Below are 15564 nucleotides of genomic sequence, written 5' to 3'. Positions count from 1 at the left end.
AGTCGGATGCGTAATTGTACAATTACATCAATGCGTTAGGCTGGATTTCCGGCTAAACGAACACGGATTCAGGTTGATCTTTTGCCGGTAGGCCTGGGCGTGCTCGGCAAGCGCGCGCGGACTGGTGACCGCGAGCGAGAGTGCGCGCGACTGCGCCGCGAGGAAGAGTTGCGCGATCGCCCAGGCGTCGCCGAGCGCGTGGTGGCGCTGGAAGGTCTCGATCTCGAAGGCGGCCATCCAGTCGGCGAGCCGACCGGGGCGTTCCAGCCGCTCGGGAAACAGCGAGGGCAGCAGGAAATAGAGGTCGATCCAGAGGAACTCTGGCGTGAAGCCGAGCATTCTCGAGAACGCGCGCTCGAGTATCGTGCGGTTGAAGGTGGCGTTGAACACGACAAGCGGGCTGTTGCGGGCGAAGCCGAGCAGCCCGGCGAGCGCATCGCCGGGCAAGGGCTCGAGCTGCGCGTGATAGGCGTCCTGCGGGTGCAGCAGGCCGCCGTCGACGGCGATGGCGCCGACCGCGAGCAGGCGGTCGCGTTCGAGGTCGAGGCCGGTGGCCTCGGTGTTGAGCACCACGTAGCGCGACTCGAAATGAGGCTGTTCGTGCACGGACTCGGCGAGCGCATGCCAAGCCTCGAGCGCGCGCTCGGCCTCGGCGCTCAGCGGCGGCTGGTTGCCGCGGGCGTTCTTCAGGCGAGAGAGCCAGCTCATAGTTGGTAATCGAGTTTAAGCCGCAGCTGGAGCTTGCGCGCCTGGCGGAAGGCTTCCTTGAGGATGCGGCGGTCGAGTTCGTTGAGCGATTCGGGGTCGATGCGGTTGTCCTCGGCGGAGTCGTGCTCGGTCTCGAGGTGCTGCGAACGCAGGCGCAGCAACTGAATGAAGTTGAAGCCGTCGATGATGGCCGAGACTTCCTCCGGACTCATGCCGCCGATCTTGGTGCTGCCCTGGCGCAGGCGCTGCACCGTGCTGCTCGACTCCACGCCGGTGCGCAGGGCGAGGATGCGGGCCACATCGACGAACAGGCGGGCGCCGGATTTCTTCATGTCGATGGTGCCGTCTTCATCCACCACGAAGTCGCGGATGCGCCCGAGCGGGGGCATGACCTTGAGGGCGTTGGCGGCCATCATGCGCAGGAAGGCGCTGTTGCCCTTGGCACCCTTGTTGAGCGCGCTGCGCAGCTGGTCGCCGAAGCGTTCGTTGCCGTAGAGCACGCGGAAGTCGAAGAAGATCGAGGCGTTGAGCAGGGCCTGCGGGTCGGGCTCGCGGATCCAGTCGCCGAAGCGCGACTTCCACTCGTCGAGGGTCAGGCAGAGCTCGGGGTTGCTCGCCATGATGTTGCCTTTGCACAGCGGGAAGCCGCAGGCCGCGAGGTCTTCGTTGACCGTGCGCGCGAACTCGACCAGGCGGGCGCGCGTGTCCTTGAGTTGCTTCGGCTCGGCGCAGCGGAAGATGATCCCGTTGTCCTGGTCGGTGGACAGGGTCTGCTCGTGGCGGCCCTCGGAGCCGAAGGCGAGCCAGGCGAAGTCGATCCCCACCAGCTCGTGGCGTTCACGCGCCAGGATGATGATGCGGCGCGTCAGCGCGTCGTTGAGCGCCGAGATGAACTGCGTGAGCTGCTCGGCGCCGATGCCCTGGGCGATCAGGTTCAGCGCCAGCTGACGGATGTCCTTGCTCGCACGCTGCAGGGCCTCGATGTCGGCGGCGTTGTCGATGCCGGCGCGGATCTGGCGCAGGCTGATGCGCTGCAGCGAGAACAGGTCGCGCTCGGAGACCACGCCCAGCAGCACGCTGTCGGAGTCGACCACGAGCAGGTGGCGCACGCCGTGGGTGGCCATCTCCAGGGCCGCGTCGTAGGCCGAGGCGCTCGCCGGCAGCTGGTGCGGATTGGCGGTCATCAGCTCGCCGATCGGGCGCGCGAGGTCGAAGCCGGCGAGGATCACGCGCGGCAGCAGGTCGCTCTGGGTCAGGATGCCGACCGGGCGGCGTTCCGCGTCCACCACCACCATGCAGCCGAGATGCAGCTCGGACATGCGCTCGAGCGCGCTGCGCGTCGGCGTATCGGGGGTGACGAAGACCGCCTCCTTCTCGATCAACTTGCCGAGCGCCGTGGTCATGGTCTGCTGCTCGGCGGCGCGCTGGGCGAACGTGCTCTGCAGCTGCTGGCGCGACTGGCTGAGCAGGCTGGCGATGTACTGCGTGCAGAAGAGGTGGAACACCGGGCTGATCTGCATCAGATGCAGGAAGTCGTCGGCGCTGATCTGGAAGCAGAAGCTGTCCTCGACCGCCACGTAGGCGTTGGTCGAGGGGCGGCGCGCGGAGATGGCGCCGATCGGGAAGCACTCGCCCGGCCCGAGGGTGAGGCTGGTGTACTCGGTGACCGTGGTCTGGCCGGTCTGCCGGGCCTGGATCTTGCCGCGCTGGACGATGTAGAAGTGCGACGGCACACCCGATTCGGGCGTCAGGATCTCGCTGCCACGGGCATGGAAGGCGAGCACCGCGCGCTCGGCGAGAAAGGTGAGCGCCCCCGGCTCCATGCGGTTGAAGGGGGAGAAGTTGCGCAGGAAATCCATGCTGGCTCCCACCAGCAGGTCGGCGGCGTCGTTGCTCATGGGCGGACCGGGATCGAAGCAATCACACATTATAGGCGCGCGCATCGCGGGAGCGGCGAGCCGCGACGGCTGCGTCAGAGCACCTCGGCGGCGTGGTCGGCGAGGCGGGAGCGTTCGCCGCGCTGCAGGGTGATGTGGCCGGAGTGGGCCCAGCCCTTGAAGCGGTCGACCACGAAGGTGAGGCCCGAAGAACCCTCGGTGAGGTAGGGCGTGTCGATCTGCGCGATGTTGCCCATGCAGACCACCTTGGTGCCGGGGCCGGCGCGCGTGATCAGGGTCTTCATCTGCTTGGGCGTGAGGTTCTGCGCCTCGTCGATGATGAGGAACTTGTTGAGGAAAGTGCGGCCGCGCATGAAGTTCAGGCTCTTGATCTTGATGCGGCTGCGGATGAGGTCGCGGGTGGCCGCGCGACCCCAGTCGCCGCCCTCGCCGGCGGTGCCGTTGAGCACGTCGAGGTTGTCCTCGAGCGCGCCCATCCAGGGTGCCATCTTTTCTTCCTCGGTGCCGGGCAGGAAGCCGATGTCCTCGCCCACCGGAACGGTGACGCGGGTCATGATGATCTCGCTGTAGCGCTTCGACTCCAGCACCTGGGTGAGCCCGGCGGCGAGCGTCAGCAGGGTCTTGCCGGTGCCGGCCTGGCCGAGCAGGGTGACGAAGTCGATCTCGGGGTTCATCAGCAGGTTGAGCGCGAAGTTCTGCTCGCGGTTGCGCGCGGTGATGCCCCAGACGTTGTTCTTGTGGTGGCTGTAGTCGGTGAGGGTCTCGATGAGGGCGCTGCGGCCTTCCTTTTCCTTCACCCAGGCCTGCAGCGGGTTGTCGCCGTCCTGATAGACGAACTCGTTGACCAGCATCTCGGCGGCGAGCGGCCCGCTGACGCGGTAGTAGCTGCGGCCTTCTTCCTTCCACGACTGCATGCCGCGCGCGTGGCTGTCCCAGAAGTCGGCGGGCAGCTCGCAGGTGCCGGTGTACAGCAGGTCGCTGTCCTCGAGCACCTTGTCGTTGAAGTAGTCCTGCGCGGCGAGCCCGAGCGCACGGGCCTTGATGCGCATGTTGATGTCCTTCGACACCAGGATGACCTCGCGCCCGGGGTGCTTCTCCACCAGGAACATCACCACCGCGAGGATCTGGTTGTCGCCGCGCGCGGTCGGCAAGGCCGGCGGCAGCTTGATGTCGATCGCCTCGGTCTGCAGGTGCAGGCGTCCGGTGGCCTGGCCGCGCGAGGGGCCCTCGAGCGCGATGCCCGCGGCAATGCCGTCTTCCGAGGCGCATACGATCTCGTCGAGCATGCGGCTGGCCTGGCGGGCGTTGCGTGCCACCTCGCTAGTGCCCTTCTTGTTGTTGTCGAGTTCCTCCAGCGTCATGATCGGCACGTAGAGGTCGTGCTCCTCGAAGCGGTACAGGCTGGTCGGGTCGTGCATCAGCACGTTGGTGTCGAGCACGAAGAGCTTGCACGCTGCCGGGGCCTTGCGGGTACGGCGGACACGCTTGATGGCAGGCTCGCCCGCGTCCGCGGGGAGGGACGGGGAGGTGGCGGATTTGCGGAGGGCGGACATGACGTGGATCCGGGAGGGCGGCAGGACGGCCGCAGGAAGAGGCGAGGCGGCGCCGGGGCGCCGAGCGTGCGGGACGGCTCGCGGTGCGCGGCCGGCGCCGCAAGGATCAGAGCGCGCGCGCGGCGGCGAGCACTTCCTCGGCGTGGCCGGGCACCTTCACGCCACGCCATTCGCGCGCGATCGCGCCCGCGGCGTCGATGAGGAAGGTGCTGCGCTCGATGCCACGCACCTGCTTGCCGTACATGTTCTTCAGCTTCATGACGCCGAAGGCCTCGCAGGCCTGTTCCTCGGGGTCGGAGACGAGTTCGAAGGGCAGTTCGAGCTTGGCCTTGAAGTTCTCGTGGCTCTTGAGGCTGTCGCGGCTGATGCCGAAGACGGCGCAGTCGGCGGCGGCGAACTCGGCGTGCAGCGCGCCGAAGTCGCGCGTCTCGTTGGTGCAGCCGGGGGTGTTGTCCTTGGGGTAGAAGTAGATCACCACCTTGCGGCCGCGCAGCGCGGAGAGGGTGACGGTGTGGCCGGCGGTGGCGGGCAGGGAAAAGTCGGGGGCGAGGGGGGCGCTCAATCGGGTCTCCTGTTCGTCGGGGCGGCGGGGCTGCGCGCTCGGGGCGAGCGCACCGGCGCACGTGCTTCGTATGCCTCAGGGTAGCCGAAAGCGCCTGCCCGGGTGAAGAGCGTATTGCGGCGGCGTTACCGCCGCGTTGCGCCGCTCAGCGTTCGTGGAGCAGTCCGAGCACGACCGCGCGGCCTTCGGCCACGAGGATGTTGTAGGTGCGGCAGGCGGCGGCGAAGTCCATGAACTCGAAGCCGATGCGCGCCTCGACCAGCCCGCGCAGCAGCGGTGGCTGCGGGAAGCGCTGACGGCGCCCGGTGCCGACGATGAGGATCTCGGCGCCGAGTTCGGCTGCGCGCGCGAGATCCTCGGCCGTCAGTCCTGCGAGGTCGCCACCGGCCTGCGGGGCCCAATCGCCCACAATCCGCCCGGCGCTGACGAGCACGTTGCCCTCGTGGCGGGTCTTCCCGATCATCACGTGGTCGTCGCCGTAGCCGGTTATCACGTTGGTGTTGGCGTGCTTGTCCTGGTAGAGCTTCATCGTCCGTTCCTGGTCGCGGCATGCGGCGCACGCCGGCGGTTGCCCGCGATGCCCGGGCAAATTGCCGCAGTGCGGGAGCGCGGCTAAGATATCAACCTTTTGGCGTGCGGGAAAACTCCGGCGCGCGTTTCCACCTCTCAGGAAGGACTGGCATGAAAGCGGTGAAGACCCTCGAGCTCGCGGCGGCATCCCCCGAACCGGTGATCAAGGCCGAGGCGGGCGCAGCCGCCGCGCCGCGTCCGATCCGCAAGTCCGCCAAGCTCGCCGAGGTCTGCTACGACATCCGCGGCCCGGTGCTGGTGCGCGCCAAGCAGATGGAGGACGAGGGGCACAAGATCATCAAGCTGAACATCGGCAACCTCGCCGCGTTCGGCTTCGATTCGCCCGAAGAGATCCAGATGGACATGATCCGCAACCTGCCCAACGCGGCGGGCTACTCGGACTCCAAGGGCATCTTCTCCGCGCGCAAGGCGGTGATGCACTACACCCAGCAGAAGGGCATCAAGGGTGTCACCATCGAGGACATCTACATCGGCAACGGTGTGTCCGAGCTCATCGTAATGGCGATGAACGCGCTGCTCGACGCCGGCGACGAGGTGCTGGTGCCGGCGCCCGACTACCCGTTGTGGACCGCCGCGGTGAGCCTGTCGGGCGGCAAGCCGGTGCATTACCTGTGCGACGAGTCCAAGGGCTGGCTGCCGGACATCGACGACATGCGCGCGAAGATCAACGCCAACACGCGCGCGATCGTGGTCATCAACCCGAACAATCCGACCGGCGCGGTGTATCCGGACGAGACCCTGAAGCAGATCGTCGCGCTTGCCCGCGAGCATGACCTGATCCTCTACGCCGACGAGGTCTACGACAAGGTGCTCTACGAGGGCGTCAGGCACACCTCGATGGCGGCGCTGTCCGAGGACGTGCTGACGATCATCTTCAACGGTCTGTCGAAGAACTACCGCTCCTGCGGCTACCGCGCGGGCTGGATGGTGGTGTGCGGCGACAAGCGCCGCGCCAACGACTACATCGAGGGCCTCAACATGCTGGCCTCGATGCGCCTGTGCGCCAACGTGCCCGGCCAGTACGCGATCCAGACCGCGCTCGGCGGCTACCAGAGCATCGACGACCTGGTCGCCGAGGGTGGGCGCATGCGTCGCCAGCGCGACCTCGCCTGGGAACTGATCAACCAGATCCCAGGCGTGAGCTGCGTGAAGCCGCAGGCCACGCTGTACATGTTCCCGCGCCTGGATCCCAAGGTCTATCCGATCGAGGACGACCAGGCCTTCATCGCCGAACTGCTCGAAGAGGAGCGTGTGCTGCTGGTGCAGGGCTCCGGCTTCAACTGGCCGCATCCCGACCACTTCCGCCTGGTCTTCCTGCCGCACGAGGACGACCTGCGCGACGCCATCGGCCGCATCGCCCGCTTCCTCGAGAACTACCGCAAGCGTCACGGCACCTGAGCCGCCACCGGAAGGCGGCTGCGCCGCCTGCTCCTCCCTCCTGACACCTCACACCTCACGGACAAAATGAAACCTATCAACGTTGGCCTCCTTGGCATCGGTACCGTCGGTGGCGGCACCTACACCGTCCTCAAACGCAACGCCGAGGAGATCACCCGGCGCGCCGGCCGTCCGATCCGCATCGTCACCGTGGCCGACAAGAACCTCGAGCTCGCGCGCAAGGTGACCGGCGGCGAGGTCAAGCTCACCGACGACGCCTTCTCGGTGGTCACCGATCCGGGCATCGACATCGTCGTCGAGCTGATCGGCGGCTACGGCGTGGCCCGGGAGCTGGTGCTGAAGGCGATCGAGAACGGCAAGCACGTGGTCACCGCCAACAAGGCGCTGCTCGCGGTGCATGGCAACGAGATCTTCGCCGCGGCGCAGAAGAAGGGCGTGATGGTGGCCTTCGAGGCCGCGGTCGCGGGCGGCATCCCGATCATCAAGGCGCTGCGCGAAGGCCTCACCGCCAACCGCATCGAGTGGCTGGCCGGCATCATCAACGGCACCACCAACTTCATCCTGTCCGAGATGCGCGACAAGGGCCTGCCCTTCGCCGAGGTGCTCAAGGAAGCGCAGGCGCTCGGCTACGCCGAGGCCGATCCGACCTTCGACGTCGAGGGGGTCGACGCCGCGCACAAGGCGACGATCATGAGCGCGATCGCCTTCGGCATCCCGATGCAGTTCGACAAGGCCTACATCGAGGGCATCAGCAAGCTCGACTCGGTGGACATCGGCTACGCCGAACAGCTCGGCTATCGCATCAAGCTGCTCGGCATCGCCCGCCGCCGCGAGAACGGCGTCGAGCTGCGCGTGCACCCCACGCTGATTCCGGCGAAGCGCCTCATCGCCAACGTCGAGGGTGCGATGAATGCGGTGCTGGTGCAGGGCGACGCCGTCGGCGCGACGCTCTACTACGGCAAGGGCGCGGGCGCCGAGCCCACCGCTTCGGCGGTGATCGCCGACCTGGTCGACGTCACCCGCCTGCACACCTCCGACCCCGAGCACCGCGTGCCCCACCTGGCCTTCCAGCCCGACCAGGTGCACGACGTTCCGGTGCTGCCGATCGAGGAGGTCGTGACCTCCTACTACCTGCGCATGCGGGTCGAGGACAAGCCGGGCGTGCTCGCCGACATCACCCGCATCCTGGCCGACAGCGGGATCTCGATCGAGGCGCTGATCCAGAAGCAGGCGGCCGAGGGCGAGGCGCACACCGACATCATCATGCTGACCCACCAGACCGCGGAAAAGAACGCCAATGCCGCCATCGTGCGCATCGAGGCGCTGCCCGTGGTGCAGGGCAAGGTCGTGAAGCTGCGTATGGAAGCGCTCTGAGCGCAGTTTCGAGTCGTGATCGAAGACGAGGCCGTGCCCCCGGGTGCGGCCTCTTGCGTTCACGTCATCCCGGGTCGCCATTGCTGCGACCTGGAAGGCAGGGAGGATTGGGGGACATGAAGAGCAAGGTGGATGAGGTCTTCGTCGGCAAGGTGCGCCTGCTGTCGATCGAGGGCGAGCGCAGCGGCATCGTCAAGTCGCCGGCCGCGGGCCCGGTCATGCTGACGCCGACCGGGCTGGAGGGCGACGAGCAGGCCGACCTGCGCCACCACGGCGGCCTCGAGAAGGCGCTGCACCACTATCCGGTCGAGCACTACGCGGTGCTGGCCGCCGAGTGGCCACAGTGCGCAGCCGCGCTGGGTGCGGGTTTCCTCGGCGAGAACATCAGCACGCACGGGCTGGACGAGCACGTGCTGTGCATCGGCGACGTGCTGCGCATCGGCGCGGCGCGCGTGCAGGTGAGCCAGACGCGCTCGCCGTGCTGGAAGATCGACCTGCGTCTGCAGGTCGAGGGCGCCTCGCGTTTCGTCGAGGCGGCGGGGATCACCGGCTGGTACTACCGCGTGCTGCAGCCGGGCAGGATCGCCGCGGGCGACACGATCGAGCTGCTCGAGCGTCCCAATCCCTGGCTCACGCTTGCCGACTACTGGGACACGGTGAGCGCGCACCGGCCCGATGCCGGGCTGCTCGCACGCATCGCCGGCGCGCCCGGGCTCGCCGGCGACAAGGCGACGCGCTGGCGCGAGCGTGCGGCGTGGCTGCGCGCGCAGGGGGGGTGAGGAAGTGGCCGGCGAGGCGGGCGCGCGCGTGGGCTGTGACGGGAGCTCCGGGCACGCGCGACACTACAGGCGTTTGCGCCTAGACTGAAGCACGGCGGCGCGCGCGAGGCGCGTGCCGCGATTCCCAACCCTTGCCTGCAGGACGCCTTCGCATGGCCTTCAAGCTCGCCGTCTTCACCGCCATTGTGGTTGCGATCGCCGTGCTCGGCGTCCGTGGCTATGTGGCGTCGGTGCGCGGCTTCGAGGCTGCGCGGGCATTGCGCGGGGAGGATCGGTCCGCGGATCCGGACGCGGACTGAACAGCCATCCGGCGCTGGCCGGCACCGAAGAGGAGGACAAGATGTCCGATCGCGTCTACAAGCTCGTCGAAATCGTCGGCACCTCGCACGAGAGCACCGATGCCGCCATCCGCAATGCGATCGAGACCGCTGCGCGCACAATCCGCCACATCGACTGGTTCGAGGTGGTGGAGACGCGTGGCCACGTGGTCGACGGCAAGGTCGCGCACTTCCAGGTCACGCTGAAGCTGGGCTTCCGGCTCGAGAGCGAGTGAGGCGAGTCGCGCCGCCGCGCCAGCTTGGCGTGCGGCGGTGCGGCCCGATACCCGCGCTCAGATCGCGGTGGCGCCGGTGATCTCGTGCAGGCGGGACAGCGTCGCACCGTCCAGGCGCAGTGCCTGGGCGAGCTGGCGCAGGTAGGCCGCCTCGGCCGGGGTGTCGAGTTCGATCGCGAGCAGCGAGGCGGCATAGACCTCGGCCGCCACCATCTCGTTGGGCACCTCGGCGACGAGCGCGGCGAGGTCGAGCGGGCGACGCAGTTCGGCGATCATGAACTGCTTCTCCTCCTCGCTCAGGCCGTCGGTGCCGATGCGGCCGACGATGCGCTGGATCTCGTCCTCGCTCACTTCGCCGTCGGCCTTGGCCGCCGAGATCATCGCGCGCACGATCAGCTCCGCGGTCGCGGGCTCGGTCATGGTTTCGAGTTCGGGGGCGGCGAAGCCCGCCGTGTCGGGTGCCATCGCGGCCTGCGCGCGGCGGCCGTCGGTCCAGTTCTTCAGCGCCGCCATCGCGATGGTGGCGAGGATGGCCATGCCGGCGTTGCCGCCGCCGCTGCGCGTGCCCGTGCCGCCCCCGGCGCTGCCTCCGAGCAGGCCGCCGAGCAGATCGCCCAAGCCGCCTCCGCTCGTGCTGCGGCCGCCACCGAGCGCGCCGCCGAGGATCTCGCCCAGGCCTCCCATCCCGCCCGCCGCGGAGCCGCCGCGGCCGCCGCCCAGCACGCCACCCAGCAGATCGCCCAGGCCGCCGCCCGCGCTGCCAGCTGTGCCGCCCGCCGCCTGTCCGCCGAGAATGCCTCCGAGCACGTCTCCGATACCGCCCGCGCCCATGGCGTGGTCGAGGCGCGAACGGCCCTGCTGGCCCATGCCTTGCTGAAGGATCTGGCCGAGGATGTTTCCGAGGTTCATGGCGGACTCCCGTTCATGATGTGAAGGTCCCATTGTATCGGTGTGCGGGCCGCGGGCGTGCGGCATATTCGGGCGTCCTGCACATCGCGGGCGCGTGCGGAGCTGCGGCGCGCGACGTCGTTCCCGCGTTCGGCGTCCGGGCTCCTCGCCGGGGTTGGGGTGTGCCGGCAAGCCGAATTCGTCCGCCGAATTCGTTAGAATCGAGCCTTTGCGCCGGACGGCGCGCGCCGACCACGTCACCCTGAAGGACTGCCCACGTGAAGTATCTCTCCACCCGCGGCCACGCCGGCCAGCCCGCCAACCCGGAGTTCTGCGACATCCTGCTCGGCGGCCTCGCCCCCGACGGCGGCCTCTACCTGCCCGAGACCTATCCGCAGGTGACGCGCGCCGAGCTCGACGCCTGGCGCGGCCTGTCCTACGCAGAGCTGGCGTTCGCGATCCTGTCGAAGTTCATCACCGACATCCCCGCCGTCGACCTGAAGGCGATCTGCGCCAAGACCTACACCGCCGAGGTCTATCGCCACGTGCGCGCGGGCGGCGACGCGCGCGACATCACTCCGGTGCACTGGCTGGAGAAGGATGCCGACGGCCGCGGCCGCCTCGGCCTGCTCGAGCTGTCCAATGGCCCGACGCTGGCCTTCAAGGACATGGCCATGCAGCTGCTCGGCAACCTCTTCGAATACGTGCTCGCGAAGCGTGGCGAGACCATCAACATCCTCGGTGCCACCTCGGGCGATACCGGCTCGGCGGCCGAGTACGCGATGCGCGGCAAGCACGGCGTGCGTGTGTTCATGCTGTCGCCGCACGGCAAGATGAGCGCCTTCCAGCGCGCGCAGATGTATTCGCTGCAGGACGACAACATCTTCAACATCGCCGTCACCGGCATGTTCGACGATGCCCAGGACATCGTGAAGGCGGTCTCCAACGATCACGCCTTCAAGGCCAGGCACAAGATCGGTGCAGTGAATTCGATCAACTGGGCGCGGGTCGCGGCGCAGATCGTGTATTACTTCAAGGGCTACTTCGCGGCCACGACGAGCAACGACGAGCAGGTCGCCTTCTGCGTGCCCTCGGGCAACTTCGGCAACATCTGCGCCGGCCACATCGCCCGCCAGATGGGCCTGCCGGTGGCGAAGCTGATCCTCGCCACCAACGAGAACGACGTGCTCGACGAGTTCTTCCGCAGCGGCGTGTATCGCCCGCGCAAGGCGGCCGAGACGCACGTGACCTCCAGCCCGTCGATGGACATCTCCAAGGCCTCGAACTTCGAGCGCTTCGTCTTCGACCTGGTCGGCCGCGACCCGAGCAAGGTGGCCGCGCTGTGGGCCGAGGTCGACGCCGGGCGCGCCTTCGACCTGTCCGGCACGGACGAATTCGCCCGCATCGGCGCGTTCGGCTTCGTGTCTGGCGCGAGCAGCCATGCCGATCGCCTGGCGACCATCCGCAAGGTGTACGAGCGCTACGGCGTGATGATCGACACCCACACCGCCGACGGCGTCAAGGTGGCCTGGGAGCGCGCCGCCGACGTACCTGCGGGCGTGCCGGTGCTGGTGCTGGAGACCGCGCTGCCGGTGAAGTTCGCCGAGACCATCGTCGAGGCCCTTGGGCGCGAGCCGGAGCGTCCCGCAGACCTCGAAGGCATCGAGAAACTGCCGCAGCGCGTCGAGGTGATGGCGCCCGACGCCGACGCGATCAAGCGCTTCATCGCCCAGCGCACCTGATCGCCGCGTCCCCGTCGGCGAGCGGGCCGGCGGGGACGCCGGGGCGTAAACGAAGAAAAGCCCGCGAGCGATTCGCGGGCTTTTCTTCGTCGGACGCCGCCGTCGTCGGCGGGGCCGTAATCTGGTGCCTTGGGCGAGACTCGAACTCGCACGGCTTTCGCCACTACCCCCTCAAGATAGCGTGTCTACCAATTTCACCACCAAGGCTTCGCTGCTGCGGTGTTCTGCGCCGTGGCGCCGGCCGCATCGAGCAAGGGCGCGGATCATAGCCGTGAAGCCGGGTGGGGGTCAACACCTGCCGTGTCTGATGCGAGCGCCGAGCGCGGGCGTCGTCGCGGCGACGGACGATGGCGCTGCGGATCAGGTGCCGATGGCTTGCGGGTGGGGCTGGAAGCCGAGGCGCCCGGGGATTGCCGCTCGCGCGCAGAAGGCCACGTCGACCTCGCGCCAGCGCAGTGTCGGGCCGGACTGCCCGTCGATCAGTGCGAGCAGGTCCTCGTCGCCGGCGGGCGTGCCCTCGAGCTGGCGCAGTTCGGCGGCGAAAAGCGCGAGGTCGCGGTCGTCGATCATCGCCGGACCCAGGTCGGTGGCGAGGAAGGCGCAACCGTCCGCGTCGACCAGCACCGGTCCGGTCGTGGTCGCCTCGCGTCCGGTGTGGGCGACCAGGCGGCCGTCGGGATGCAGGCGCAGGATCAGCGGTGCCGCAGCGAGTTCCACGTAGACGCGCTGCGGGCCGTTATCGACCCCCCAGTTGCCGTGCGCGTCGCCGGTGTAGTGGGCGTCTAGGAAGGCGAGCAGTCCGGGGTGGGTGATGATCTCGCCGCGCAGCCGCCAGCCGCCGCGGGCGTCGAGCGCGAGCCAGCCGTAGCAGGCCGGCACCATGGGCCAAGCGGGCAGGGCGGGCGGGTCGGAAGCGGCGGGCGCGGCAGGGGGCAGGGGGGCGCTGGCGGCCATGGGCGGACCCGCGCCCTCAGCGCTCGACGTGGCGCAGCGACAGGTCGAGCGCTCGTACGTCCTTGGTCAGGGTGCCGATCGAGATGCGGTCGACGCCGGTCTCGGCGATCGCGCGCACGCGCTCGAGATTCACGCCACCCGAGGCCTCGAGTTCGGCGCGGCCGGCATTGATAGCCACCGCCTCGCACATCTGCTCGAGCGTCATGTTGTCGAGCAGGATCATCTTCACGCCGGCATCGAGCGCCTCGCGCAGTTGCCCCAGTGTCTCCACCTCGACCTCGATGAACACGTTCGAGGGCGCGATGGCACTTGCCTGCTCGACCACCTCGCGGATGCCGCCGGCCGCGATGATGTGGTTCTCCTTGACCAGGATGCCGTCGTAGAGGCCGACGCGGTGGTTGGTGCCGCCACCGATCGCGACCGCGTACTTCTGCGCCAGGCGCAGGCCCGGCAGGGTCTTGCGGGTGTCGACGATCTTGGCGCGGGTGCCGGCCACCGCATCGACGAAGCGGCGGGTGACGGTGGCGGTGCCCGAGAGCAGCTGCAGGAAGTTGAGTGCGGTGCGCTCGGCGGTCAGCAGCACGCGCGCGCGCGCGGCGATCTCGCACAGGGTCTGCCCCGCCTTGACGCTGTCGCCGTCCTTGACGTGCCAGTGCACCACCGCCGCCGGGCTGAGCGCGGCGAACGCGGCGTCGAACCAGGCGGTGCCGCAGATGACCGCGTCCTCGCGGGTGATGACGCGGCCGCGCGCCTCGGTGTCCGGTGCGATCAGGCGCGCGGTGAGGTCGCCGGTGCCGATGTCCTCGGCGAGCGAGGCTGCGATGTTGCGCTGGATTTCGACGCGGAGCTGTTCGGAGAGCATGGGAGGACCTGCAAGGTTAGGCGGGAAGGGCGGCGGGCCGGGCGAGGCGGCGGCCCGGCACAGACGCGCCAGGCGCCGGGTGGCTGCGCCCGGTGGCGCCGCCGGGATGCTGCGATTCTAGCACCGGCGCGCTCAGCGCCCGGTCCGCGGGGAATGGGGGCCGGTGTTGCGCGGCTCGCGCTGCGCCTCGATCAGCCAGCCGTTGAAGACGCCACGGGCGGCGTCGATGGTCTCGCTCGCGCTCAACCCGACCGGACCGATGCCTTCGCGTGCGAGTCGGTCGGCTGCGGCACCGTGCAGGTGTACGCCGGCGATGAGCGCGGACTCGGGCGGCCAGCCCTGCGCGAGCAGGCCGGTGACGAGGCCGCTCAGCACGTCTCCCATGCCCGCGCTTGCCATCCCGGAGTGGCCGCTGCCGTTGATGAACCAGCGCTCGTCGGGTGTGGCGACGATGCTGCCACAGCCCTTGAGCACGACCAAGGCACGGTAGCGGCGGGCGAGTTCGAGCGCGGCACGCAGCCGGTCGGCCTGCACGCTTGCGGTGTCGCTGCCGAGCAGGCGGGCGGCCTCTGCGGGGTGGGGGGTGAGCACGGTGGCTGCGCCGCGCGTGCACAACACCCGGCGCAGCGCCGCATCGGCGGAGAGGAGGTTGAGCGCGTCGGCGTCGAGGAGCAGCGGGATCGGGCGCGCGAGGGCGTCGGCGAGCACGTTGGCGGACGCGCCCTGGGTGCCCAGGCCGGGGCCGATGGCGAGCGCGCTGAGGCGCTCGGGCAGGGTCTCGGCGCGACGCAGCATGAGCTCGGGGTGGGCGAAGTCGACCGCGGGGCCGGCGGGGTCGAGCAGGCCGACATAGACCCTTCCCGTCCCCAGCCAGAGCGCGGCGCGGCCGGCGAGTAGCGCGGCGCCGACCATGCCGGCGTTGCCGCCGAGGATGGCGGCGTCGCCGTAGAGACCCTTGTGGGTGTTGCGCGGGCGCGGCTGCAGCAGATGGCGGAACAGCGAGGATGCGATCGCGTGACCGCGCGCCGGCAGCCAGGCAGGGGCGTCGATCTCGATGCGCTGCACGCTGATCTCGCCGCAGTGGTCGGGGCCGTCGTTGGTGAGCAGGCCGGGTTTGAGGGCGATGAAGGTGGTGGTGTGGGTGGCGCGGAAGGTGGCGCCGAGCGGGCTGCCGGTGTCGGCGTCGAGTCCGCTCGGGACGTCGAGCGCCATGCGCGGGCAGGGTTGGGCGTTGAGGGTGTGGATCCAGCTCGCGTAGCGGTCTTCGATCGGGCGTCCGAGGCCGATCCCGAAGAGCGCGTCGACCACCAGGGCCCAGCCGTTGGCCGGCGCGGCGGGGAGGTCGGAGACGATGCTGCCGCCGGCGGCGAGGTAGTCGGCGTGCGCCTTGGCCGCCTCGGCCGGCAGACGCTCGGCCGCGCTGCAGAACGCGACCACCACCTCGCGCCCGGCCTGGGCGAGCTGGCGCGCCATCACGAAGCCGTCGCCGCCATTGTTGCCAGGGCCGCAGGCGATCAGGATCGGCCCGGGGCGATCCATGATCAGCCGTACCGCATCCTGCGCGGCGGCGCGCCCGGCGCGCTCCATCAGCGGCGGGCGGGCGTTCGGGATGAGTTTGTCCTCGATCTCGCGGATGCCGGCGACGGGGTAGATCGGACGCAGGGGGCTGAACATGACGGACTCCGGTGGGGGAGTCGGGATT

General features: G+C 69.2%; 15 protein-coding genes and 1 tRNA gene. 6 read left to right on the top strand and 10 right to left on the bottom strand.

Going from position 1 to position 15564, the window contains the following annotated elements:
* Positions 1–27: 27 nt before the first annotated feature.
* The 5 genes from ACZ5PP_RS04690 to ACZ5PP_RS04670 form a co-directional block, all read right to left on the bottom strand.
* Positions 28–708: a 3'-5' exonuclease gene (locus tag ACZ5PP_RS04690; protein ID WP_464826813.1), complete on the bottom strand. Its 681-nt coding sequence runs from the start codon at positions 706–708 to the stop codon at positions 28–30.
* Positions 705–2606: a DUF294 nucleotidyltransferase-like domain-containing protein gene (locus tag ACZ5PP_RS04685; protein WP_004304081.1), complete on the bottom strand. Its 1902-nt coding sequence runs from the start codon at positions 2604–2606 to the stop codon at positions 705–707. The genes ACZ5PP_RS04690 and ACZ5PP_RS04685 overlap by 4 nt, the downstream gene beginning before the upstream one ends.
* Positions 2607–2680: 74 nt before the next feature.
* Positions 2681–4159, bottom strand: coding sequence for a PhoH family protein (locus ACZ5PP_RS04680; RefSeq protein ID WP_004304078.1), 1479 nt, complete (start codon positions 4157–4159; stop codon positions 2681–2683).
* 106 nt (positions 4160–4265) lie between these two features.
* The gene (locus tag ACZ5PP_RS04675) at positions 4266–4721 is read right to left on the bottom strand and encodes a peroxiredoxin (protein WP_273421630.1); all 456 of its coding nucleotides are present in this window, start codon (positions 4719–4721) and stop codon (positions 4266–4268) included.
* A 145-nt stretch (positions 4722–4866) separates the two neighbouring features.
* Entirely contained in the window at positions 4867–5250 is a 384-nt protein-coding gene (locus ACZ5PP_RS04670) for an Mth938-like domain-containing protein (protein ID WP_004304073.1), read from the bottom strand.
* A gap of 152 nt (positions 5251–5402) precedes the next feature.
* Between ACZ5PP_RS04670 and ACZ5PP_RS04665 the strand changes: the two genes are divergently transcribed.
* The 5 genes from ACZ5PP_RS04665 (at position 5403) to ACZ5PP_RS04645 (ending at position 9416) form a co-directional block, all read left to right on the top strand.
* A complete protein-coding gene (locus ACZ5PP_RS04665) occupies positions 5403–6710 on the top strand; it encodes a pyridoxal phosphate-dependent aminotransferase (RefSeq protein WP_004304070.1) in 1308 nt (435 codons plus the stop codon).
* A 66-nt stretch (positions 6711–6776) separates the two neighbouring features.
* Positions 6777–8084, top strand: a complete 1308-nt coding sequence (locus ACZ5PP_RS04660; RefSeq protein WP_004304068.1) for a homoserine dehydrogenase — start codon at positions 6777–6779, stop codon at positions 8082–8084.
* A 116-nt stretch (positions 8085–8200) separates the two neighbouring features.
* Complete coding sequence (locus tag ACZ5PP_RS04655; RefSeq protein WP_004304067.1) at positions 8201–8863, top strand: MOSC domain-containing protein; 663 nt, start codon at positions 8201–8203, stop codon at positions 8861–8863.
* A gap of 152 nt (positions 8864–9015) precedes the next feature.
* A complete protein-coding gene (locus ACZ5PP_RS04650) occupies positions 9016–9162 on the top strand; it encodes a hypothetical protein (RefSeq protein ID WP_004304065.1) in 147 nt (48 codons plus the stop codon).
* Positions 9163–9203: 41 nt separating this feature from the next.
* Positions 9204–9416 (top strand): dodecin, encoded by a 213-nt coding sequence (locus ACZ5PP_RS04645; RefSeq protein WP_138861100.1) that lies wholly within the window; start codon positions 9204–9206, stop codon positions 9414–9416.
* A 57-nt stretch (positions 9417–9473) separates the two neighbouring features.
* On the opposite strand, the gene ACZ5PP_RS04640 is transcribed toward ACZ5PP_RS04645, so the two are convergent.
* A complete protein-coding gene (locus tag ACZ5PP_RS04640; protein ID WP_464826812.1) occupies positions 9474–10325 on the bottom strand; it encodes a tellurite resistance TerB family protein in 852 nt (283 codons plus the stop codon).
* A gap of 257 nt (positions 10326–10582) precedes the next feature.
* Here ACZ5PP_RS04640 and thrC point away from each other — a divergent pair, with 257 nt between their 5' ends.
* Positions 10583–12046: a threonine synthase gene (gene thrC / locus ACZ5PP_RS04635; protein WP_004304059.1), complete on the top strand. Its 1464-nt coding sequence runs from the start codon at positions 10583–10585 to the stop codon at positions 12044–12046.
* Between the two features lie 122 nt (positions 12047–12168).
* Here thrC and ACZ5PP_RS04630 read toward each other — a convergent pair.
* The 4 genes from ACZ5PP_RS04630 to ACZ5PP_RS04615 form a co-directional block, all read right to left on the bottom strand.
* Positions 12169–12253, bottom strand: a tRNA-Leu gene (locus ACZ5PP_RS04630).
* A gap of 153 nt (positions 12254–12406) precedes the next feature.
* Complete coding sequence (locus ACZ5PP_RS04625) at positions 12407–13000, bottom strand: DUF2946 family protein (protein WP_012585564.1); 594 nt, start codon at positions 12998–13000, stop codon at positions 12407–12409.
* 16 nt (positions 13001–13016) lie between these two features.
* Positions 13017–13862 carry a carboxylating nicotinate-nucleotide diphosphorylase gene (nadC, locus tag ACZ5PP_RS04620; protein WP_004303316.1) on the bottom strand — a complete coding sequence of 282 codons (846 nt, stop codon included), beginning with the start codon at positions 13860–13862 and terminating at the stop codon, positions 13017–13019.
* A gap of 132 nt (positions 13863–13994) precedes the next feature.
* Positions 13995–15536, bottom strand: a complete 1542-nt coding sequence (locus ACZ5PP_RS04615; protein ID WP_043745763.1) for a bifunctional ADP-dependent NAD(P)H-hydrate dehydratase/NAD(P)H-hydrate epimerase — start codon at positions 15534–15536, stop codon at positions 13995–13997.
* Between the last annotated feature and the right edge of the window lie 28 nt (positions 15537–15564).

This window comes from Thauera sp. DNT-1, assembly GCF_055393985.1.
The sequence above is the reverse complement of the archived record's forward strand: the minus strand, read 5'-3'. Positions and strand labels throughout refer to the sequence as shown.